Origin of the sequence: Scandinavium lactucae, assembly GCF_033843265.1 — a bacterium.
GTDB lineage: Bacteria > Pseudomonadota > Gammaproteobacteria > Enterobacterales > Enterobacteriaceae > Scandinavium > Scandinavium lactucae.
In genome coordinates this window covers 257,549-278,350 of sequence record NZ_JAWXRD010000001.1, presented here as the reverse complement: position 1 = coordinate 278,350, position 20,802 = coordinate 257,549, and the positions used below count along the sequence as shown (strand labels likewise).

Annotated in this window: 19 protein-coding genes; 12 read left to right on the top strand and 7 right to left on the bottom strand. The window is 50.5% G+C overall.

The features are described 5' to 3' along the window. Positions 1-9: 9 nt before the first annotated feature. Complete coding sequence (gene rluA, locus SIK69_RS01305; RefSeq protein WP_319628211.1) at positions 10-669, top strand: bifunctional tRNA pseudouridine(32) synthase/23S rRNA pseudouridine(746) synthase RluA; 660 nt, start codon at positions 10-12, stop codon at positions 667-669. Positions 670-805: 136 nt separating this feature from the next. Here the strand turns inward: rluA and djlA are convergent, their stop codons facing one another. Continuing rightward, complete coding sequence (djlA, locus tag SIK69_RS01300; protein ID WP_319628212.1) at positions 806-1,624, bottom strand: co-chaperone DjlA; 819 nt, start codon at positions 1,622-1,624, stop codon at positions 806-808. Between the two features lie 260 nt (positions 1,625-1,884). Between djlA and lptD the strand changes: the two genes are divergently transcribed. The 6 genes from lptD to apaH are packed head-to-tail and all read left to right on the top strand — an operon-like array spanning position 1,885 to position 8,618. Next, positions 1,885-4,233, top strand: coding sequence for an LPS assembly protein LptD (gene lptD / locus SIK69_RS01295; protein ID WP_319628455.1), 2,349 nt, complete (start codon positions 1,885-1,887; stop codon positions 4,231-4,233). A gap of 54 nt (positions 4,234-4,287) precedes the next feature. Then, the gene (surA, locus tag SIK69_RS01290; protein ID WP_319628213.1) at positions 4,288-5,574 is read left to right on the top strand and encodes a peptidylprolyl isomerase SurA; all 1,287 of its coding nucleotides are present in this window, start codon (positions 4,288-4,290) and stop codon (positions 5,572-5,574) included. Next, entirely contained in the window at positions 5,574-6,563 is a 990-nt protein-coding gene (gene pdxA / locus SIK69_RS01285) for a 4-hydroxythreonine-4-phosphate dehydrogenase PdxA (protein ID WP_319628214.1), read from the top strand. Before surA ends, pdxA begins: the two co-directional genes overlap by 1 nt. Then, the gene (gene rsmA / locus SIK69_RS01280) at positions 6,560-7,381 is read left to right on the top strand and encodes a 16S rRNA (adenine(1518)-N(6)/adenine(1519)-N(6))-dimethyltransferase RsmA (RefSeq protein ID WP_319628215.1); all 822 of its coding nucleotides are present in this window, start codon (positions 6,560-6,562) and stop codon (positions 7,379-7,381) included. Before pdxA ends, rsmA begins: the two co-directional genes overlap by 4 nt. 3 nt (positions 7,382-7,384) lie before the next feature. Next, entirely contained in the window at positions 7,385-7,762 is a 378-nt protein-coding gene (apaG, locus tag SIK69_RS01275; RefSeq protein ID WP_319785224.1) for a Co2+/Mg2+ efflux facilitator ApaG/CorD, read from the top strand. Positions 7,763-7,766: 4 nt separating this feature from the next. Beyond that, complete coding sequence (gene apaH, locus SIK69_RS01270; RefSeq protein ID WP_319785223.1) at positions 7,767-8,618, top strand: bis(5'-nucleosyl)-tetraphosphatase (symmetrical) ApaH; 852 nt, start codon at positions 7,767-7,769, stop codon at positions 8,616-8,618. Between the two features lie 74 nt (positions 8,619-8,692). Here the strand turns inward: apaH and SIK69_RS01265 are convergent, their stop codons facing one another. Then, positions 8,693-9,724: a LysR family transcriptional regulator gene (locus SIK69_RS01265; protein ID WP_319785222.1), complete on the bottom strand. Its 1,032-nt coding sequence runs from the start codon at positions 9,722-9,724 to the stop codon at positions 8,693-8,695. Between the two features lie 528 nt (positions 9,725-10,252). Between SIK69_RS01265 and SIK69_RS01260 the strand changes: the two genes are divergently transcribed. The 5 genes from SIK69_RS01260 to SIK69_RS01240 all read left to right on the top strand — a co-directional run bounded on the left by SIK69_RS01260 (position 10,253) and on the right by SIK69_RS01240 (position 15,843). After that, on the top strand, positions 10,253-10,780 hold the full coding sequence (locus SIK69_RS01260) for a fimbrial protein (RefSeq protein ID WP_319785221.1): 528 nt from the start codon (positions 10,253-10,255) through the stop codon (positions 10,778-10,780). Positions 10,781-10,852: 72 nt separating this feature from the next. Continuing rightward, a complete protein-coding gene (locus SIK69_RS01255) occupies positions 10,853-11,383 on the top strand; it encodes a fimbrial protein (protein ID WP_319785220.1) in 531 nt (176 codons plus the stop codon). 112 nt (positions 11,384-11,495) lie between these two features. Then, a complete protein-coding gene (locus SIK69_RS01250) occupies positions 11,496-12,170 on the top strand; it encodes a fimbrial biogenesis chaperone (RefSeq protein ID WP_319785219.1) in 675 nt (224 codons plus the stop codon). Positions 12,171-12,281: 111 nt separating this feature from the next. Continuing rightward, positions 12,282-14,861: a fimbria/pilus outer membrane usher protein gene (locus SIK69_RS01245; RefSeq protein ID WP_375341500.1), complete on the top strand. Its 2,580-nt coding sequence runs from the start codon at positions 12,282-12,284 to the stop codon at positions 14,859-14,861. A 16-nt stretch (positions 14,862-14,877) separates the two neighbouring features. Beyond that, on the top strand, positions 14,878-15,843 hold the full coding sequence (locus SIK69_RS01240) for a fimbrial protein (protein WP_319785216.1): 966 nt from the start codon (positions 14,878-14,880) through the stop codon (positions 15,841-15,843). Positions 15,844-15,937: 94 nt separating this feature from the next. On the opposite strand, the gene SIK69_RS01235 is transcribed toward SIK69_RS01240, so the two are convergent. The 5 genes from SIK69_RS01235 to SIK69_RS01215 form a co-directional block, all read right to left on the bottom strand. Next, complete coding sequence (locus SIK69_RS01235; RefSeq protein ID WP_319785215.1) at positions 15,938-16,873, bottom strand: LysR substrate-binding domain-containing protein; 936 nt, start codon at positions 16,871-16,873, stop codon at positions 15,938-15,940. A 201-nt stretch (positions 16,874-17,074) separates the two neighbouring features. Beyond that, the gene (gene folA / locus SIK69_RS01230) at positions 17,075-17,554 is read right to left on the bottom strand and encodes a type 3 dihydrofolate reductase (protein WP_319628225.1); all 480 of its coding nucleotides are present in this window, start codon (positions 17,552-17,554) and stop codon (positions 17,075-17,077) included. A gap of 113 nt (positions 17,555-17,667) precedes the next feature. Next, positions 17,668-19,533 carry a glutathione-regulated potassium-efflux system protein KefC gene (gene kefC, locus SIK69_RS01225; protein ID WP_319785214.1) on the bottom strand — a complete coding sequence of 622 codons (1,866 nt, stop codon included), beginning with the start codon at positions 19,531-19,533 and terminating at the stop codon, positions 17,668-17,670. After that, a complete protein-coding gene (gene kefF, locus SIK69_RS01220; RefSeq protein WP_319628227.1) occupies positions 19,526-20,056 on the bottom strand; it encodes a glutathione-regulated potassium-efflux system oxidoreductase KefF in 531 nt (176 codons plus the stop codon). The genes kefC and kefF overlap by 8 nt, the downstream gene beginning before the upstream one ends. Before the next feature lie 96 nt (positions 20,057-20,152). Further along, on the bottom strand, positions 20,153-20,746 hold the full coding sequence (locus SIK69_RS01215) for a 4Fe-4S binding protein (RefSeq protein ID WP_319628228.1): 594 nt from the start codon (positions 20,744-20,746) through the stop codon (positions 20,153-20,155). Positions 20,747-20,802: the final 56 nt, after the last annotated feature.

Here is a 20,802-nt window from a genome sequence, read left to right as displayed (position 1 = left end):
GAAAAGGTTATGGTACTGGAGTCCTACAATCCGCCTCAGGATCCGTGGCTGGTGGTGCTCTACCAGGACGAGCACATCATGGTGGTCAACAAGCCAAGCGGCCTGTTGTCCGTGCCGGGCCGCCTGGACGACCACAAAGACAGCGTGATGACGCGCGTTCAGCGTGATTTTCCGCAGGCAGAATCGGTACATCGTCTCGATATGGCGACCAGTGGCGTGATTGTAGTGGCTCTGACCAAGCCCGCGGAACGGGAGCTTAAACGCCAGTTCCGCGAGCGTGAACCGAAGAAGCAGTATCTGGCACGCATCTGGGGACATCCGGAAAAGGCGGAAGGTCTGGTCGATTTGCCGTTGATCTGTGACTGGCCAAATCGTCCTAAGCAGAAGGTATGTTTCGAGACCGGAAAATCGGCGCAGACCGAATATGAAGTGCTGGACTATGCCGATGACAATACGGCGCGAGTGCTGCTCAAACCGATAACCGGGCGTTCACATCAGCTGCGGGTCCACATGCAGGCGTTAGGACATCCGATTCTGGGGGATCGCTTTTACGCCACGCCGGAGGCGCTGGCAATGGCACCTCGCCTGCTGCTGCACGCGGCGATGCTGACCATTACCCATCCGCAGTTTGGCACCAGCATGACCTTTAAGGCACCGGTAGATTTTTAAATAAGAATAAGGTCACTGGCCGTTATTGACGCAGCCAGTTTGGACACGGACAGCGCGCCATCACAGGAGCGTACACGTAGTACGTGACGGTGATGAGCACTGCCCTGGTTCAAAATGGCAAGTAAAATAGGCCGATTTACTTAAATCCCTTCTGTTCCTTTACCAGCTCATAAGCCCGTTGAATTTCCTGGGCTTTCTGCTTCGCCATTTCCATCATTTCTGGTGGTAAACCTTTTGCCACCAGCTTATCCGGGTGATGTTCGCTCATCAGCTTACGATACGCGCGCTTGATGGTGGTGGCATCGTCAGTGGTTTTCACCCCGAGCACATTACACGCATCTTCCAGGGTTGGACCCCGCTGCGCCTGCTGCCAGCCGCCACCGGACTGTGACTGCTGCTGATAACCGCCGCCAAATTGTGCGCCCCCCTGCATCATACGCAGGAACTGATCGAACTGGGCACGGGAAATTCCTAACTCGTCGGCTATCACAAACAACACTTCTCGCTCGTTAGGATGTAAAGAGCCATCGGCAAACGCCGCCTGGATCTGAATTTCCAGAAACATCCTAATCAAATCAAAGCGACCAAAACAGACGCCACGGAACTGACGCATCTTCTCACGCAGCGGGTAATTATCCGCTTTACCGACGCGGAAAGCCTGCTGTGCGGCAGTCCGAGACTCACCGTGCAGATTCATGCGGTCCATGAAAATGCTGGCGACATGAATGTCCGCTTCGGTGACACGCCCTTTGGATTTGGTCAGATGCCCCATCACCTCAAAGGTGGTGGCGAAGAACAGGGACTGACGCTCCTGCTGGTTTGCAAAAAAGTTGAGTCTGCGGCTACGCGCCTTATCAAACATGTGACCTATCAACAGCCCGAGCACCGCGCCCCAAAACCCGCCGCCCATCATCAGCGCGACTGCCACACCAATCACTTTACCCCAATACTGCATAGACTCCCCGGATAGTCATATTCATCATGCCGCAGGTGATGCATTCACCTTGATAAAAGGCGATTTTCCCTACGATGACCTTATGGTCAGTGCAGGACATAACCTATAATTTGCTTTATCATACTCGCCATTCTACACGGTGCCTAACGCCACTGGTTCGAAGCGACAGGATAAACACTGGCGCGTTAACGATGAGTACGTTAGTCTCTGACCGTTTGCAAGCCGCGAAGCCACAGATGACGGAACAACAAATAAAACGTATGAAAAAACGTATTCCCACCCTTCTGGCTACCCTGATCGCCAGCGCCCTGTACTCTCAACAGAGTGCGGCCGCTGACCTCGCAACACAGTGTATGCTGGGGGTACCAAGCTATAACCGTCCGCTGGTTCAGGGGGATACTAATAGCCTGCCTGTCACCATCAATGCCGATCACGCCAAGGGTAATTACCCAGATAATGCCGTATTTACCGGCAATGTCGATATTAATCAGGCCAATAGCCGATTACAGGCGGATGAAGTGCAGCTGCACCAGAAGCAGGCACCGGGTCAGGCAGATCCGGTTCGCACCGTCGATGCTCTGGGCAATGTCCACTATGACGATAACCAGGTTATCCTGAAAGGTCCTAAAGCCTGGTCCAATCTGAATACTAAAGACACCAATGTCTGGAAAGGCGACTACCAGATGGTCGACCGTCAGGGCCGTGGTACCGCTGACGTGATGAAACAGCGTGGCGAAAACCGTTACACCATTCTCGATAACGGCACCTTTACCTCTTGCTTACCGGGTTCAAACACCTGGAGCGTGGTGGGGAGTGAGGTTATCCATGACCGTGAAGAGCAGGTTGCGGAAATCTGGAACGCCCGCTTTAAAATCGGCCCGGTACCGGTCTTCTACAGCCCGTATCTGCAGTTACCGGTGGGCGACAAGCGTCGTTCAGGCTTCCTGATTCCGAATGCTAAATACAGTAGTAACAACGGCACGGAAATCTATCTGCCGTACTACTGGAACATCGCGCCGAACTTCGATGCCACCATCACGCCGCATTATATGGAAAAGCGTGGCGGCATCATGTGGGAAAACGAATTCCGCTATCTGACTAAAGCCGGTGCTGGCCTGCTCGAATTTGATTACCTGAATAAAGATAAAGTCTACGAAGACGAGAATCCAGACGAAGATAATAGCCGTCGCTGGCTCTTCTACTGGCGTCATGCAGGCGTAATGGATCAGGTGTGGCGCTTTAACGCCGACTACACCAAAGTCAGCGATCCGAAATACTTCAACGACTTTGATTCTAAATACGGTTCCAGTACCGACGGTTACGCCACGCAGAAATTCAGCGTGGGCTATGCCATTGAGAACTTCAACGCCACCGTATCGAGCAAGCAGTTCCAGGTGTTCGACACCGAGAACTCGAACTCCTATTCCGCACAGCCGCAGCTCGATGTTAATTATTACCAAAATGACGTAGGTCCGTTTGATACGCATATCTATGGCCAGGTGGTGCATTTCAAAAACACCAACGACAACATGCCTGAAGCCACGCGTGTTCACCTTGAACCGACCATCGACTTGCCGCTGTCTAACGGTTGGGGAAGCCTGGATACCGAAGCCAAACTTCTGGCCACTCATTATCAGCAGGAAGACGTTGAGTGGTACAACAACAGGTACGGAACCAACCTGAAAGAAAACGTGAGTCGTGTGCTGCCGCAGTTCAAAGTAGACGGCAAGATGGTCTTCGAACGGGATATGGATTGGTCGCAGGGCTATACCCAAACCCTCGAACCACGTGTGCAGTACCTGTACGTACCATACAAAGATCAAAGCGACATCATGTCGTATGACTCCACCTTGCTGCAATCGGACTACAGCGGTCTGTTCCGCGATCGTAGCTATAGCGGTCTGGACCGTATCGCGTCGGCCAACCAAGTGACTACCGGTATTACGTCTCGCGTCTATGATCAAAACGCAGTTGAACGTTTTAACGTTTCTGTGGGTCAAATCTACTACTTCACGCCGTCTCGTACCGGTGATGAAAGTGATGAATGGTCACAAAGCGATCAGAAAGGCTCCCTGGTGTGGGCCGGTGATACCTATTGGCGCATGACCGATCAATGGGGTCTGCGTGGCGGCGTTCAGTATGACACCCGTCTGGACAATGTGGCGACCGGCAACGGCACCATTGAATATCGCCGCGATGAAGATCGTTTAGTGCAGTTGAATTACCGTTACGCTAGCCCGGAGTACATTCAGGCGACGCTGCCGTCTTACTCCACGGCAGAGCAGTATAAAGACGGGATTTCGCAGGTGGGCATGACCGCAAGCTGGCCGGTAGTCGACAGATGGTCTGTGGTGGGCGCGTATTACTATGATACCAATGCCAACAAACCTGCGGACCAGATGATAGCGGTACAGTATAACTCCTGCTGTTACGCGATCCGCGTCGGCTATGAGCGTAAGCTTAACGGTTGGGATGCGAACAATGCTCAGGGTGTATACGACAACGTCGTCGGCTTCAATATTGAACTGCGCGGCCTCAGTTCTAACTATGGCCTGGGCACACAACAGATGTTGCGCTCGACCATCATGCCGTATCAGAGCTCTTTGTAACGCCACAGTTTAAAAACGTAATCCGCCTTTGCGGTTAATTGAAATGGAAAGAGTATGAAGAACTGGAAAACGCTGCTTCTCGGTATCGCCATGGTTGCGAATACCAGTTTCGCTGCCCCGCAGGTTGTCGATAAAGTAGCAGCCGTCGTGAATAACGGCGTTGTACTGGAAAGCGACGTCGATAGTTTGATGCAGTCCGTCAAAGGCAACGCAACTCAAGCCGGGCAACAGCTGCCAGATGACGCTACCCTGCGTCATCAGATTCTGGAACGTCTGATCATGGATCAGATTGTCCTGCAGATGGGCCAGAAAATGGGCGTCAAAGTGTCGGACGAGCAACTCGATGGCGCTATTGCGAACATCGCCAAGCAGAACAACATGTCTATGGATCAGATGCGCAGCCGTCTGGCCTACGATGGCATGAACTACAACACCTACCGCAGTCAGATCCGCAAAGAGATGATTATCTCTGAGGTGCGTAATAACGAAGTACGTCGTCGTATTACCGTTCTGCCGCAGGAAGTGGATTCTCTGGCGTCACAGATTGGCAATCAGAACGATGCCAGCACCGAGCTGAACCTGAGCCACATCCTGATCCCACTGCCGGAAAACCCGACCTCCGATCAGGTTAACGAAGCGGAGAAGCAGGCCCGTTCCATCGTCGAACAAGCGAACAAAGGCGCTGACTTCGGTAAGCTCGCGATCACTTTCTCTGCTGACCAGCAGGCGCTGAAAGGCGGCCAGATGGGTTGGGGTCGTATTCAAGAACTGCCGTCTATCTTCGCGCAGGCGCTGAGCACCGCCAAAAAAGGTGACATCGTCGGTCCGATTCGTTCCGGCGTCGGCTTCCACGTTCTTAAAGTCAATGACCTGCGTGGCCAGAGCCAGAGCATCTCTGTGACGGAAGTACATTCGCGTCATATCCTGCTGAAACCGTCCCCAATTATGACCGACGACCAGGCACGGGCGAAGCTGGAACAGGTTGCGGCTGACATTAAGAGTGGCAAGACCACCTTTGATAAAGCAGCCAAAGAACTGTCTCAGGATCCAGGCTCTGCCAACCAGGGCGGCGATCTGGGCTGGGGTACGCCAGACATGTACGATCCGGCATTCCGCGATGCTCTGATGAAGCTGAGCAAAGGGGAACTTAGCGCCCCGGTTCACTCCTCGTTCGGTTGGCACCTGATTCAGCTGCTGGATACCCGTAACGTTGACCGTACCGATGCCGCACAGAAAGACCGGGCTTATCGTATGCTGATGAACCGTAAGTTTGCTGAAGAAGCAGCGACCTGGATGCAGGAACAGCGTGCCACCGCGTACGTCAAAATTCTGAGCAACTAATGACGCAACCCCATCGTGTTGTTATCACTCCCGGCGAACCTGCCGGGATTGGTCCAGACCTGGTGGTTCAGCTGGCCCAGCTTGACTGGCCTGTTGAACTGGTAGTCTGTGCTGATAGAACGCTTTTGACAGACCGGGCAGCAATGCTCGGTTTGCCGTTAACGCTCCTGCCCTACGATGCCTCTCTGGTACCAAAGCCACAAAAAGCAGGCACTCTGACTCTCCTTCCTGTTGCACTTACAACCCCCGTTATCCCCGGTGTTCTCAACGTGCTGAACGGCCCCTATGTGGTGGAAACCCTGGCGCGTGCCTGTGATGGCAGCACCCAAGGTGAGTTCGCGGCATTGATAACCGGGCCGGTGCAAAAGAGCATTATTAATGATGCGGGCATCGCATTTACCGGGCATACCGAGTTTTTCGAAGCGCGTTCTCACACCGACAAAGTGGTGATGATGCTGGCGACAGAAGAATTGCGTGTCGCGCTGGCGACGACTCATCTGCCGTTAAAAGCGATCAGCGACGCTATCACCCCTGATCTTCTGCGTGAGGTTATTACCATCCTCGATAACGACCTGCGCACCAAATTTGGTCTTGTCGAACCGCATATCCTGGTCTGTGGGCTAAATCCGCACGCCGGAGAAGGCGGGCATATGGGGATGGAAGAGATTGACACCATTATTCCGGTACTGGAGGAAATGCGTGCTAAGGGCATGAATCTGAGCGGGCCACTGCCAGCGGATACGCTGTTCCAGCCTAAATATCTCGACCATGCAGATGCGGTGTTGGCAATGTACCACGATCAGGGCCTGCCCGTGCTAAAATACCAGGGCTTCGGCCGCGCTGTGAACATTACGCTCGGTCTACCTTTTATCCGTACCTCGGTTGACCATGGCACCGCGCTTGAACTTGCGGGCCAGGGGAAAGCGAACGTCGGCAGTTTTATTACGGCGCTTAATCTCGCCATCAAAATGATTGTTAACACTAAATGAATAATCGAGTCCATCAGGGCCACTTAGCCCGTAAACGCTTCGGGCAAAACTTCCTCAACGATCAGTTTGTGATCGACAGCATCGTTTCGGCTATCAACCCACAGAAAGGCCAGGCGATTGTTGAAATCGGCCCCGGTCTTGCCGCCCTGACCGAGCCGGTGGGCGAACGTCTGGACAAACTGACCGTCATCGAGCTTGACCGCGACCTGGCTGCACGTTTGCAAACGCACCCGTTCCTCGGACCAAAGCTGACCATTTTCCAGCAGGATGCGATGACCATGAACTTCGGCGAACTGTCGCAGGAAATGGGTCAGCCGCTACGCGTCTTCGGTAACCTGCCGTATAACATCTCTACCCCACTGATGTTCCACCTGTTTAGCTATACTGATGCCATTGCCGATATGCACTTTATGTTGCAGAAAGAAGTGGTCAATCGTCTGGTTGCAGGGCCAAACAGTAAAGCGTATGGTCGTTTAAGCGTCATGGCGCAGTACTACTGCCAGATTATCCCTGTGCTTGAAGTGCCGCCAACCGCCTTTACACCACCGCCAAAAGTGGATTCTGCCGTGGTTCGACTGGTGCCTTACACCACGCTGCCGCATCCGGTGAAAGAGGTTCGGGTGTTAAGCCGAATCACTACCGAAGCGTTCAACCAGCGTCGTAAGACAATCCGTAACAGCCTCGGCAATATCTTCTCAATCGACGTGTTAACCGAGCTTGGCGTTGACCCGGCGATGCGTGCAGAAAATATTTCTGTGGCCCAGTACTGCCGTCTGGCAAACTGGCTGTCAGAAAATGCGCCCCCGAAGGAGAGCTAAACCATGATCAATTCGCCCCGCGTCTGTATTCAGGTACAAAGCGTCTACATTGAGGCTCAGTCCTCACCGGAAGATGAACGCTATGTTTTTTCCTATACGGTCACCATTCGTAATCTGGGGCGAGGATCGGTGCAGCTTCTTGGGCGCTACTGGTTGATAACCAACGGCCACGGTCGTGAAACCGAGGTTCAGGGTGAAGGTGTGGTTGGCGTACAGCCGCATATTGCTCCGGGCAACGAATATCAGTACACCAGCGGTGCCGTGCTGGAAACCCCACTCGGCACCATGCAGGGTCACTATGAAATGATCGACGCTGACGGCAATCCATTCAGCATCGATATTCCCGTTTTCCGTCTGGCGGTGCCAGCCCTCATCCATTGATAAAATGAGCACATATCTTATTGGCGACGTTCACGGCTGCTACGATGAACTGATCGCGTTATTAGAGCAGGTGAATTTTCAGCCAGGGCAGGACACGCTGTGGCTGACCGGCGATCTTGTCGCGCGTGGTCCGGCGTCGCTTGAAGTGCTGCGTTACGTGAAGTCCCTCGGAGATAGCGTGCGGATGGTGCTGGGTAATCACGACCTGCATCTGCTGGCGGTGTTCGCCGGCATCAGTCGTAACAAGCCGAAGGACCGACTTACCCCACTACTTGAAGCGCCGGATGCAGATGAACTGCTGAACTGGCTGCGTCGTCAGCCGTTGTTGCAGCTTGATAAAGAGAAGAAGCTGGTGATGGCTCACGCGGGGATAACCCCTCAGTGGGATCTGGAAACCGCAGAACTCTGCGCCCGGGACGTCGAAGCGGTGCTGTGCAGCGATTCCTATCCGTTTTTCCTTGATGCGATGTACGGCGATTTGCCGAATCATTGGTCTCCGGAACTATCAGGCCTGGCGCGTTTGCGCTTTATCACCAATGCGTTTACCCGCATGCGCTACTGCTTCCCGAACGGTCAGCTCGACATGTACACCAAAGAGTCTCCGGAAAATGCACCTGCGCCGCTCAAGCCATGGTTTGCGATTCCTGGCCCGGTCACGGACGAATTCAGCGTTGTGTTTGGCCACTGGGCATCACTGGAAGGCAAAGGCACACCGGAGGGGATTTACGGGTTGGATACCGGCTGTTGTTGGGGTGGGGAGTTAACCTGCTTGCGCTGGGAAGATAAGCAATACTTTGTGCAGCAGTCTAATCGTAAACACCCTTTAGATGAGGGTGACGCGGCAATCGCCTCTTAGTACGCCCTTCCCTCATATTATTCATTTAATGACATGAGGGAAATGCGTTTTTTTATTGTTAGCATTGAACCCACTTACAGTACCGGCTCAATCCGAAGTTCTTCCTGAAAAATATCAGTCATTTTTTTCACTAGTGTTGCGAAAAATTGGTTGTTCAGCGCGGACTTATTGTAAATCAAATATACCGGCTGGGAAGGGATTGCGAAATCAACATCCAATGCTTTGACTTCAAAGGAGTTTTTCATTTTTTCGTAGAAGCGTTCAGGTACGATAGCCAGCATATCAGATGACTCAACCATTGAGATATTCGTCAGCAATGACGGGCTAATAAATCGACATACTCTATTTTCTCGCATCATTGAATTCACTTTAATCCTATTGGATAAAAGCACCGCACTCTCCGAATCAATATAAATAAACTTCTCTTCAGGTATCTGCTCAAGTCTCAGCGTGTCATCGATACGAGGATGCTGTCGACGACAAATGACCACCGGAGTTTCACTGGAAATCTGTTGGCTTACCCGGGAATGGCTAACATGCGAATGCATATCAAAAATGATATCTGCTTTACGGAAGATAAGAGACTCTTCGATTTCAGTAATCGAGTTATGGCTCATGGTGTGAACGATTTCACACTCTGGTGCTATCTCATCCAGCACCCTGCGCATTACGTTTAAGGTAAACATTGAAACGTAAGCCGCACAATGGACCACCAGCCGCGTGGGCACAGCATCAAATGAAATGTTCTGCAGCTTGGCAATGAGGTTGTCATAGGCATCTTCCAGACCTTCATGGATGCCTATAGCCACCGTAGTCGGTGCCAGCGCCTTACCGTCTCTGAGAAACAAAGCATCATTGAAATGAATGCGCAACCGACCGAGGGCCTGACTCACTGCTGAAGGGGTAATGCCCAGAGCATCAGCCGCTTTGGTCCCACTCCGATGAATGAACACGGCCTCAAACGTAGTGAGAAGATTAAGATCAAAGCTCTTCACCGTTTTAAAACGATCGGTGAGTCTGTTTTCTTTCATGCGCTCTAGCCTTCTGATTTCGGGTGAAATACGATGATTCGTATTCTCAACATCCATCATAGTCGAGATACTCATTTTTGTGCTCCTTGCGAGTGATTTTATTTATACAAATCATTGAGAAACATCTGAGTAGCGGGTTATAACAACAATCACAATTGAAGACGAATAAAGCCCATTCGAAATATATAACCCCACATGTTTGCTGTATTAACTAAACTCTAAATGAATATACATATCCAGGGCATAAAGAAGCGTCAAAATATAACACGCGTCATAATACATACAAACAATACAATAACATACAATAAAATTAATTAGTTGAACCGCTGGTATTTTGCCTTAACGCGATGAAATTTAAATCCTTTCTTTTTTATGAGAAATAAAAAAAACGTATAAAACCATCATTATTCATCAAGATACGCGCATTATTAATTTTACTGAATAGTACATTAAGTTAAGAGTGTGGCGATTTATCACCCGGATATGAATAATGCATCCCAACGATAAGGGGTGCCGGCTTATATGCTCTCTTTATCATCCCTCACTGACTCTTGTTACTGTTAAAAGAGTGTTTTGTTAAAATTTTTCAATAAAGGAATACCAATGAAAATGGATTCATTTTTCAAAATGAGCGTGCTGGCAGCCGGCTTGGTTGCAGCAATGGGCGCAAACGCTGGTGATACCGGTACTCTGAATGTGACTGGTACCATTATTGCAGCCTCTTGTACCGTTGACGCAAGCAGCACTGCAGAAGTACCAATGGGGAGCCTGTCAGCAGCTAGCTTTGCAGATGTAGGTGCAATTTCCGAGAAGAAAGATATCGTTCTTAATCTGACCAGCTGCCCAACGTCTCAGACTGGCGTAATGTTTAGTGCCAACGGTGCGGCTGATGCCACTAACAACCAACTTCTGGCACTGTCTGCAGATTCAGAAGCAACAGGCCTGGGTATTGCGATTTATAACAAAGGTGGCGCGCTGATCCCAATGCACGAAACTTCTGCAGCGGCTCCGATTAATGCGGAAACGGGTGTTGCAACCATTAATCTGGAAGCGGCGGCAATGTCTACCGCTCAATCAGTTACTGGTGGTTCATTCAACGCAACAACGACTTTTGTTCTGTCTTATAACTAATATTTCCCGATTTATTAACCTGTTTTCAAAACAACGTGTTAATAAATTTTGGTAAAAAGGATTAAACCGCTCATGAATATGAAAAAATTAAGTGCCGCAGTAGTTGTTATGTTGGGTCTGGGTGTTTCTGCTGCTCAGGCAGATGATGGTTCTCTGAACTTCACTGGTGATGTGAGCGCAAGCTCTTGCTCAGTTGCTGCAAACACCACCGCATTGGCTGTTAGCTTTGATGGTTATGCTGCAACCTCATTAGATGGTATGGCTCCAGGAACGACTTCAGCAGCGCTGCAGAAACCTTTCAGCATCACCCTGGCAGGCTGCCCAGAAGGTGTATCGGTTGCCAAAATTAAGCTTGATGGTAAAACTTCCGGCATTATTCCGAACGCATTCGTCGGTAACTCAACCGTACGCTATGTCGGTATCATTATTTCTGATGCTGAAACCAATACTATTATTACCCCAAAAGAATTTGGTGGTGACAAAACTATTGCTGCCGGCCAGAACACCCTGAACTACCTGGTTGGCTTAACCAAAACCTCTGCTGATGCGGCTGTTGCCGGTACTGTTGATGTACCAGTAACCTTCACCATGTCTTACGAGTAATTCCGTCTGTATTAAGTGTGTTTTTAATAAATGGCTGAGTTAACACTCGGCCGTTTCATATAACAACGTCGACCTTACAGTGGAATTACTCCTTTAACTCACAAGGTTAATTATGAAACTTTTAAAAAGATCCACCCTCTCTTTATTACTGATCGCCGTATCAGCACCTTCATTTGCAGGATTCTCCGTTGGGGCAACTCGCGTAATTTATAATGGCAATATGAAAGAGGCATCGCTTTCCGTTAAGAATACTGAAGACTCGAACATCTACCTTATTCGTTCCTGGGTAAGCTCTGACAAAGCGGGTGAGAAAGTTCCCTTTATCATTACCCCACCACTGTTCCGCATTGAGCCAGGCCAGGATAATGCTGTCCGTATTACCCAGACTTCATCATCCCTACCTCAGGATAAAGAATCCGTTTACTGGATTAACACGCTGGCAATTCCTCCAGCCACTAAAGAAAAAAACTCGCTGCAATTCTCTATTAACACCCGAATTAAACTGATTTATCGCCCGACAGCACTCAATAACAAAGATGCAATTGGCAAAGCGTATCAGCAACTCACCTTCTCGCGCTCAGGTAATGTAATCACCACGAGTAATCCAACGCCTTATTATGTCAGTATGACGAAAATAAAAATTAACGGCAAGGAATTAAAAGAGGGTTATATGGTCCCACCAAAATCCTCAATAAAAATTGAAAAAGCGCCTACAGGAAACAGCGTTAGCTGGCAGGCTATTAATGATTTCGGTGGATTGACAGAGAAAGCTCAAACATCAATGTAATTAAGTCAAGAAACCAAAACGAGATGTCTATTAATTATGGAAAATAACAATATTAAAAATATTCAGGAAAAAGACAGCGTTAGAGGAAAATGTAATAAAAAAGAGAGCTATGTGGTGAAGAGCGACCTTACAGCTTTTTCTTTTTTATTAAAACCCTTATCATTTTTCATATTGTTATCTTTACCCGGGTTTGCGTCTTCTGCTGAAACTTTTAACCCTGAAATGCTAAAAGCTATCGGCGATGGCGGTGACATTCAAGACGTCAACCTTGACTATTTTGCCGAAAAAGGCGGGCAGATGCCCGGTACTTATCAGGTTGATATCTACCTGAACAACCAGCAGGTCGATACACGCAACGTTGAGTTCGTCAGTCTGCCGGATGCGCCGGGTAAACTCTACGGCGTCATTACTCCGGCAGAGATGGCGGAATATGGCGTTAAGCTTGACACCTTTCCCGATCTGAAAGCCGCTCCGCAGGATGCGAAACTGTCTAAGCCGCTGAGTGCCTATGTTCCCCAGGCCACAGAAAACCTGGATTTAAACCGAAAGCGTTATGACATTACCGTGCCACAAGTCGGGGTTAATATACGCCCACGCAATTCGGTCGATCCGAAGCGTTGGGATAACGGCATTGCGGCCTTTATGGTTAACTACAGCTATTCCGGCTCAACGACAGAAAATGACAACAGTGGCAAGTCACAGAGTAACTTCGTCAACCTGCGGGTCGGCGCAAACCTTGCTGCATGGCGTTTACGTAATTACTCAACCTACAGTCAGCAACATACCGATGGTTCACACGGTGGAAGCGATATAAATTCCAGCAAATTTGAATCTATTAATACTTATTTACAACGAGACGTGCATTTCCTGCAAGGTGGTCAACTGACCATCGGGGAATATTCCACCCCAGCAGATGTCTTTGACAGCATGCAGTTCACCGGTATTCAACTCGCCTCCGATGACCAAATGTTACCGGACTCGATGAACCAGTTTGCACCGACGGTACGCGGTATTGCCAAGTCTAATGCACAAGTGAGCATTAAACAGAACGGATATGTCATTTATCAAACAAACGTATCTCCAGGACCGTTTGCGATTACGGATTTATATCCGTCGGGTAACGGCGGTGATATGGAAGTGACGGTAACGGAGTCTGATGGTTCTACCACCAAATTCACCGTTGCCAGCAGTTCAGTGCCTATTTTGCAGCGTGAAGGTCGCTTTAAATATAACCTGGCGATGGGTCAATACCGTACCGGGAACGACGATACGGAAACCCCTAAATTTGTTCAGTTATCGAATATTTATGGCCTGACCTCCCGAACCACCGTCTACGGTGGTGTTCAGTATGCCGAAAACTACCGTGCGGGTAGCGTGGGTATAGGCTTCGACCTGGGTTCCCTGGGTGCCGTATCATTTGACGCAACGCAAGCAACCAGCGAGTTCGACGGTCCGATGGGCACCCAAAAAGGTCAGTCCTATCGGGCGATGTATGCCAAGAACTTCGAGGCAACCGATACCAACTTGCAGATTGCCGGCTACCGCTACTCAACCAAAGGCTATTACGCCTTTAGCGATGTGCAGGATTATCAGCACGAGTCGGAAAGTGATTTTGACGACTACGATCGCTCGCACAACCAGCGTAGCAAAATGCAGCTGTCTATTAACCAGAATATTGGTGACTACGGTTCAGTTTATATCAGTGGCAGCCAGCAGGATTACTGGGGGGGCGATGGTAAAGAGAAGCTGTTGCAGCTGGGGTACAACACCAGCCTGTATGGCATCTCTTACGGCTTCAACTACAACTACTCGAAAAACCCGGGCATGACCGAGGCAGATCAGGTCTTTGCATTCAATATGTCCGTCCCACTCGACAAATTTATGGGGCCATCCGGTTCATGGGCGACCTACAACATGAACAGCAAGCGTCACGGTTCGACTATCCAGCAGGCTGGCGTCAGCGGAACATTGCTTGAAGACAATAATCTGAGTTATGCCGTGCAGCAAGGCTATGAGAATCAGGGTAACGGCGCATCCGGTAACGCCAGCCTGGACTATAAAGGCGGTTCCGGTGAAGCAAACCTCGGCTACAGCTATGACCAGGATACCCGCCAGTGGAGCTATGGCTTACAGGGCGGCGTATTAATCCATGAAAACGGCATCACATTGTCACAACCGATGGGCGATACCATCGCACTGGTGAAGGCACCGGGTGCTGACGACGTTCAGATAGAAAACAACAGCGGCGTACATACCGACTGGCGGGGATATGCCGTCGTGCCTTATGCCCAGCCGTACCGCAAAAATAGCGTGACGCTGAAAACCGAAAGTTTCGGCGATGATGTCGATATGGAAATGAGCAGTCAGACGGTCATTCCAACACGCGGGGCCGTCGTTCGTGCTGATTTTGATACCCGTGTCGGCCAACGTGCCCTGATACAAATGCTGTTTATGGGTAAACCGGTACCGTTTGGTGCCACGGTCAGTCTGTTAGATAACGAAAGTGCTGTCACCGGCATTGTCAGCGAAAACGGTGAAGTCTATTTAACCGGCCTGCCGGAAAGCGGCAACATCCAGGCGAAATGGGGCAACGGAAGCAATGAGCAGTGCAAAGGTGCCTACACGCTGACTGACAGCAATGCCAGTGACCCATCTGCGCTGATTAAACAAATTACGGCGCAATGCCATTAAGGCATGAGGAAGCTAAATGAAAAATTTCTCTACTATGTACAAAAAAATAGGTTCCGTCAGGAACTGTCTGTGGTCATTGCTGGCAGTCCTGTTTCTGACCTGCGGTATTAATAACGCCATGGCGCTCGGCACCTGTAGTTTTCCTGCCACAGCCGGGAAAATCACGATAAACAAGGAAATGACCGCAGCGGCTGAGCTTCCCGTGGGCGCGACTATTTCGAGCTACTCTAGTAGCCAGCAATATACCCTGGCTAATTATTGCACTGGCGATTATATGCAAAATAATTTTATAAACGGCATATTCCCCGCTATTGATGGTTTTACCAGGGAAAGTGGTGTAGCAGGAGTGGGTCTGCGCGTCACCGTAAATAACTCCTTGGTTTACCGATATAGCACTAGTCAAGTCATTAACGGAGATGGCTCCACGCCGATTTATGTTCAAATGGTAAGAGTCGATTTCATTAAAACGGGTGATATTACACCCGGTCCGGTAACCTCAGGTCAGTTATTGAACATTCGGATGGAGGACAGCTCGGGAGCACGGGATGCTTTCACTATCGATATCGGCAATGTGATAGTCAAGCAACCATCATGTTATATCACCGGTAACAGCGCCATTCCGGTGACGATGGGTACCGCCAAAAGGGAAGATTTTAAGGGGGTAAATTCTACCCTGACACCTGTGAATGTCCAGATCCCTTTGCAATGTTCTGCATATACTGCCGTCAATATTAGTTTTGACGCCACTTCAACACACGGAAATGGCATTATTGATTTAGCCAAAGGCAGCGTAGAAGGCGTAGGTATTCAGCTGAAGTTGAATGATAAAGTTGTTGAGTTTGATAAAAAAACCCTGGTAGCACAGACGACACAACAAGGAAGGTTTAATATTCCGCTGACGGCCGCGTATATACAAACCGAAGAGGTTATTACCACGGGCACCGCAAATGCGGTGGCCAATTTCACCGTAACCTACGAGTAAGTTATAATAACGTCTGACGGGTTCATTTTCTGGAGCCTGTCAGACATCTTTACCGTAAACCATCACCCCACGCCCTGCTGATTACACTATACTCTTACATCCCAGATTGAAACCCAGCCACAACCCCTTCAGATATACGTCTAACCACATCATTTCTCAGCGTGCTCTTTCTGCTAATCATATAGATATGAAGATCGGGTAACGGCAGTTCAGATTTTAATTGCTTCAGCATGTAACTCGACCCGTATTTATTAAACAGCCATGCGGGCATCGGGGATATTAGCTCAGATTGCTCAACCACCGCCACGGTAGCAAAAACGGATGCGCTACTGAATATAATATTTCGTTGGCCATACTTGTCTTTAATTTCTTCCTGCCCTTGCTTGACTGACATCCCCTGGGAATTAAAGTTGACAAATTTTTCGTTCCTCATCATCTCTGGGGTCAGAGTATCCTTGATGCGTGGATGATTTTTACTGCATACCCAAATAATAGGTTCAAGTGACACAGGGGTGTTGACAATATCGGTACGGAAGATCGGGTTAATATCAAAAATAAGATCTACCTGACGCAATGAGAGCTGATCGTCAAGATTCACTTCATCCAGTTCCAGCGTCTGATGAATAATATTACATTCAATATTTTCTTGGGTGACATAGTTCATGATAACCGGCAAAACCCGGACCCCACAGTATGGCGAACAAAACACATTCACGCTATTACGGACATTATTACTGACCAGCTCCTGTAAATTATTGAGTAAGCCAAGATAATTTTCGTTAATTGCAGAATGAATATTCACCGCGGTCGCTGTTTTTATTAATCGGGTTCCGCTGCGAACAAAAAGGGGATCGGAAAACATTTCGCGTAATTTATTCAGGGACTGGCTGATAGCAGAACTGCTGCGTCCCAGACGCAACGAGGCTTCACGTACACTTTCATATACGTAGACCAGTTCAAAAACCTCTAACAGGTTTAAATCGAAACCATGGATCAATTGATTTTCGATGTTTTTTTTATTATCGCTCATTTCTTGCTCCCTAAGTACATTCGAGTGATATGACTGGATTACTTATCCACTGTAGTCCAGGGTATGACCAATTGTTAGTGTTTACACGACGTCATACCTTTTCTGGCATGATTATTGTCAAAAAAACAGAATACTCGCTAATAACGTACGAAAATCTACTTCTGTAAGACTTCCATACGTTATGCATTGGGGTGATGAAATTTAACGACGTTCCAGAATCTCGAAACAGTAGCTGTGCGAGTTCTGCTCGTCAGCATCATGAAACTCACTGAACGTGGATTCCCAGTGGTCCGGATCGTAGTCCGGGAAATGGGTATCCCCTTCCACTTCCGCATCTATGTGTGTCAGATACAGGCGCTGCGCTTTCGGCAAGAATTGCTCGTAGACGCGTCCCCCGCCGATCACCATGATTTCTTCCGCATCACCACAGGCGGCAATCGCTTCATCGACCGATTTTACCCACTCAACACGAGAATCGGTGCCTGGCTGGCTACTGATGACAATGTTTTTACGCCCCGGCAGCGGACGACCAATGGATTCCCAGGTCAGACGCCCCATCACTACCGGCTTGTTTAAGGTTGTACGTTTAAACCAGGCGAGATCGGCTGGCAGGTTCCAGGGCATGGCGTTTTCCATGCCGATAACGCGATCCACCGCTAACGCCGCAATCAGACTGATCATTGATAATATCCCGGATGCAAAAATTGCCGCCACTATACGGAAAGCTTAATCTTTCGTCGACATGGGCAAGAGTAAAGAAGGCGAAATTTTTTCGCCTTCTGGCTAAGTACCCGTTATGCCGAGGGTTTCGTTTCAGGTTCGTCAGCCGGATCCCCGGTGTGTTTTCCTTCTTCGGTGCCCTGCCAGCCATGACGCTGAATAAGAGACATATTGCTTCGGTCTTCGTTGATAATATCGGTCAACATGGCGCTGGTCCGTTTAAAGACCGCCGCAAAGGATGCCTCATCCTCATCCGCCATATCCACCATCTCCTCAACCATCCGGACATTGAATCGGCGGAACATGTCCGCACGTTCTCGCGCTTCATACGCCCCAAGCCCCAATGATTCGAGCGCCATGCGGCCAGACTTTAACGCCCCTTCGAAGGTTTCACGCTCCGGCGCATCAATTCCCGCCTGGCGCAGTTGAATGTAGTGATCGATATCGCGGGCGCGAGCGATAATCTTCAGGTGCGGGAAATGCTCCTTCGCCAGTTCCGTTAGCGCCAGGTTCGCTTTTGGATCGTCAATCGAATTGATCAACACTTCCGCTCGGGCCGCCCCGGCTGACTCCAGCATATCGACCCGCGTCGCATCACCGTAAAAGACCTTCATATCGAATTTACGCAGCGTATCGACGTGGTCCGGATCGTGATCGAGGATAACCATTTTAACGCCGCTCGAGAGCAGCAAGCGCCCGGCAATCTGACCGAAACGGCCAAATCCGGCGATGATCACCCGCGGCTGCTCTTCGTCTATTTCATCAGCTTCACGTTCCTGACCGCTGCCCGCTTTCTCTAGCCGTGACAGCAAGACCAGCAGAATCGGCGTGGCCGCCATCGACAGCGCTACCGCCAGGGTTAACGCCTTCGCCCATTCCGGGTCGAGCACGTTGGCCATTCGCGCAGTGCCAAAGACCACAAACGCAAACTCACTGCCCTGCCCTAACAGGGCGGCAAACCAACGCCGCTGCGCTTTCGGCACCCCAAGCGGACGCGCAATCAGCCACAACGTCACGGCTTTGATAATCAGGAAGCCCGCCAGCAGGATAAGAATGCGTAACGGATGGGTGACCAGGGTGCCAAAGTCGATAGACATGCCGACCCCGATAAAGAACAGTCCCAGCAGCAGGCCTTTGAACGGCTCGATATCGCTTTCCAGCGCATGACGATACTCAGAGCTTGCCAACAATACCCCGGCCAGAAACGCCCCCATCGCCATCGATAGGCCGACCTCTTCCAGCATCAGCCCGAAGCCGAAGACTAAAAATAGGGCCACGGCGCTGAACACTTCTCGCAGGCCGGAGCGAGCCACGAAACGCAGCACCGGACGCGTGACGTACCGCCCAAGCAGAATAACCAGCGCCAGCGCGCCCGCGACTTTAAGTGCGGAAAGTCCAAACGCTGCCAGCGTGGTTGAGGCTCCGCTCGCCGCGAGCAGCGGGATCATTGCCACCAGCGGAATAGCGGCAATATCCTGGAACAGCAGCACCGCAAAGGCGCTGCGCCCGAGCTGCGACACCGTCAGGTTGCGTTCATTCATCGCCTGCATGGCGATAGCGGTAGAGGATAGCGCCAGCGTCAGGCCAATCAGCACCGCGACCTGCCATTGCAAACCCAGCAGCATGCAGAAGCCGCCGATCAATGCCCCACAGGCCACCATTTGCAGCGCACCGCCGCCAAACACCGAGGCACGCAGTTTCCATAACCGCTGTGGATCGAGTTCAAGCCCGATGACAAACAGCATCAGCACCACGCCGATTTCAGCAAAGTGCAGAATCGTCTCGGCATCGGTCACCAGCCGTAACCCCCACGGCCCGATAATGCAGCCCGCTATCAGATAGCCGAGCACCGACCCAAGCCCGAGGCGCACCGCAATCGGCACAATCAGCGCCGCTGACCCGAGGTAAATCAGCGCCTGAATGAGGGTATGACTATCCATGATGCACCTCCTGCCATTCCAGCAGACGTTGTTTGTAATGCCGCGCCTGCGCGGCAAGGGTTTCATCGTCACAAACAAAAGTGCAATGCATGGCGAAAGGCGGCAACCATTTCAGACCGCAATACAGGGCGGTGGCCTGGAGCGGTTGGGCCAGCACCTCAAAGCCGGGGAAATTGCCAATGGCAAAGTGATCGTCCCCACCGCCGGTAGTCACCGCCCACATGAGGCTTTTGCCGTGCAGGGCGCGACCGCCGTGCCCGTAGGCCCAGCCATGAGACAGGACTTTATCGATCCACAATTTGAGAAGCGGCGGCACGCTGTACCACTGCATAGGATGTTGCCAGATAATCAGGTCGGCGCGGGAAAGCGCCTCCTGCTCCGCAGCGATGTCGATATTGAAATCGGGATAGAGGTGATAAAGCGAACGGATTTCTACGCCGTCGATTTCCCTTGCCTGCTCAAGCATCCGCTTATTCGCATGCGAACGCTGCGGATAAGGATGCGCATAAATAATCAAAATCATTAGGATCTCTTAACAGAGGAAACATCTTTTCAAGCATATCCCATTGTCGAAAAAACAAATAATGACTTCCGTAATCATCGGCCATACTTATCTTTATTAGCGCATTCCATAATGATGCTGACGGCAAATTGGACACTGCAACGTATCTTCATCCCATGATGAAAACCCGCGCTGACACGACTGGCATCGAGCCTGTTGCAACGGATACGATATTTCCCCTGCCTTTACCACCGCGCACACCACGTTGATAGCATCCGTCGGGCAGACGGCATGACAGGCTTCGCATCCATTACATACCTGGGAGTGGATGTGAAAAGCGTCCTCTTTCTGAATTAGGGCCTGCTGTCGACACACCCGGCTACACGCCCCGCATAAAATACAGCGAGCAGGATCCAGACGCGGGGTAAAGGTTGTGAATCCCGGGAACGCCGCCGCCAGCGGAGCCGGTTGAACCGTCGCGGTGGTTTTCGGATCGCTGCGAACGGAAAGAAGACGACGACGAGACGTGTTGATGACCGCTTCACTGGAAGGGAAAATCTGCCAGCGTGGCTCATCTAACTTCTGCAACGTCAGGTTCAAGGCGGCAATAGCCATTCCCCAGCGAGGATGTTCATCCAACGCCATTTCGACCCCGCGAATATGATACTGGGCGTGCCATAGCAGCAGTTCGTTAAGAGTCGGAGGCGTCACACTTAAGGGCGAGATCAGGCGATGGTCGCGAAAATAGCGCTGAGGGGGAAGCAGAT

Bases quoted from the DNA above. Each gene is read 5' to 3' on its own strand.
- rluA (WP_319628211.1), top strand. From the start codon at position 10: ATGGTACTGGAGTCCTACAATCCGCCTCAGGATCCGTGGCTGGTGGTG.
- djlA (WP_319628212.1), bottom strand. From the start codon at position 1,624: ATGCAGTATTGGGGTAAAGTGATTGGTGTGGCAGTCGCGCTGATGATG.
- lptD (WP_319628455.1), top strand. From the start codon at position 1,885: ATGAAAAAACGTATTCCCACCCTTCTGGCTACCCTGATCGCCAGCGCC.
- surA (WP_319628213.1), top strand. From the start codon at position 4,288: ATGAAGAACTGGAAAACGCTGCTTCTCGGTATCGCCATGGTTGCGAAT.
- pdxA (WP_319628214.1), top strand. From the start codon at position 5,574: ATGACGCAACCCCATCGTGTTGTTATCACTCCCGGCGAACCTGCCGGG.
- rsmA (WP_319628215.1), top strand. From the start codon at position 6,560: ATGAATAATCGAGTCCATCAGGGCCACTTAGCCCGTAAACGCTTCGGG.
- apaG (WP_319785224.1), top strand. From the start codon at position 7,385: ATGATCAATTCGCCCCGCGTCTGTATTCAGGTACAAAGCGTCTACATT.
- apaH (WP_319785223.1), top strand. From the start codon at position 7,767: ATGAGCACATATCTTATTGGCGACGTTCACGGCTGCTACGATGAACTG.
- SIK69_RS01265 (WP_319785222.1), bottom strand. From the start codon at position 9,724: ATGAGTATCTCGACTATGATGGATGTTGAGAATACGAATCATCGTATT.
- SIK69_RS01260 (WP_319785221.1), top strand. From the start codon at position 10,253: ATGAAAATGGATTCATTTTTCAAAATGAGCGTGCTGGCAGCCGGCTTG.
- SIK69_RS01255 (WP_319785220.1), top strand. From the start codon at position 10,853: ATGAATATGAAAAAATTAAGTGCCGCAGTAGTTGTTATGTTGGGTCTG.
- SIK69_RS01250 (WP_319785219.1), top strand. From the start codon at position 11,496: ATGAAACTTTTAAAAAGATCCACCCTCTCTTTATTACTGATCGCCGTA.
- SIK69_RS01240 (WP_319785216.1), top strand. From the start codon at position 14,878: ATGAAAAATTTCTCTACTATGTACAAAAAAATAGGTTCCGTCAGGAAC.
- SIK69_RS01235 (WP_319785215.1), bottom strand. From the start codon at position 16,873: ATGAGCGATAATAAAAAAAACATCGAAAATCAATTGATCCATGGTTTC.
- folA (WP_319628225.1), bottom strand. From the start codon at position 17,554: ATGATCAGTCTGATTGCGGCGTTAGCGGTGGATCGCGTTATCGGCATG.
- kefC (WP_319785214.1), bottom strand. From the start codon at position 19,533: ATGGATAGTCATACCCTCATTCAGGCGCTGATTTACCTCGGGTCAGCG.
- kefF (WP_319628227.1), bottom strand. From the start codon at position 20,056: ATGATTTTGATTATTTATGCGCATCCTTATCCGCAGCGTTCGCATGCG.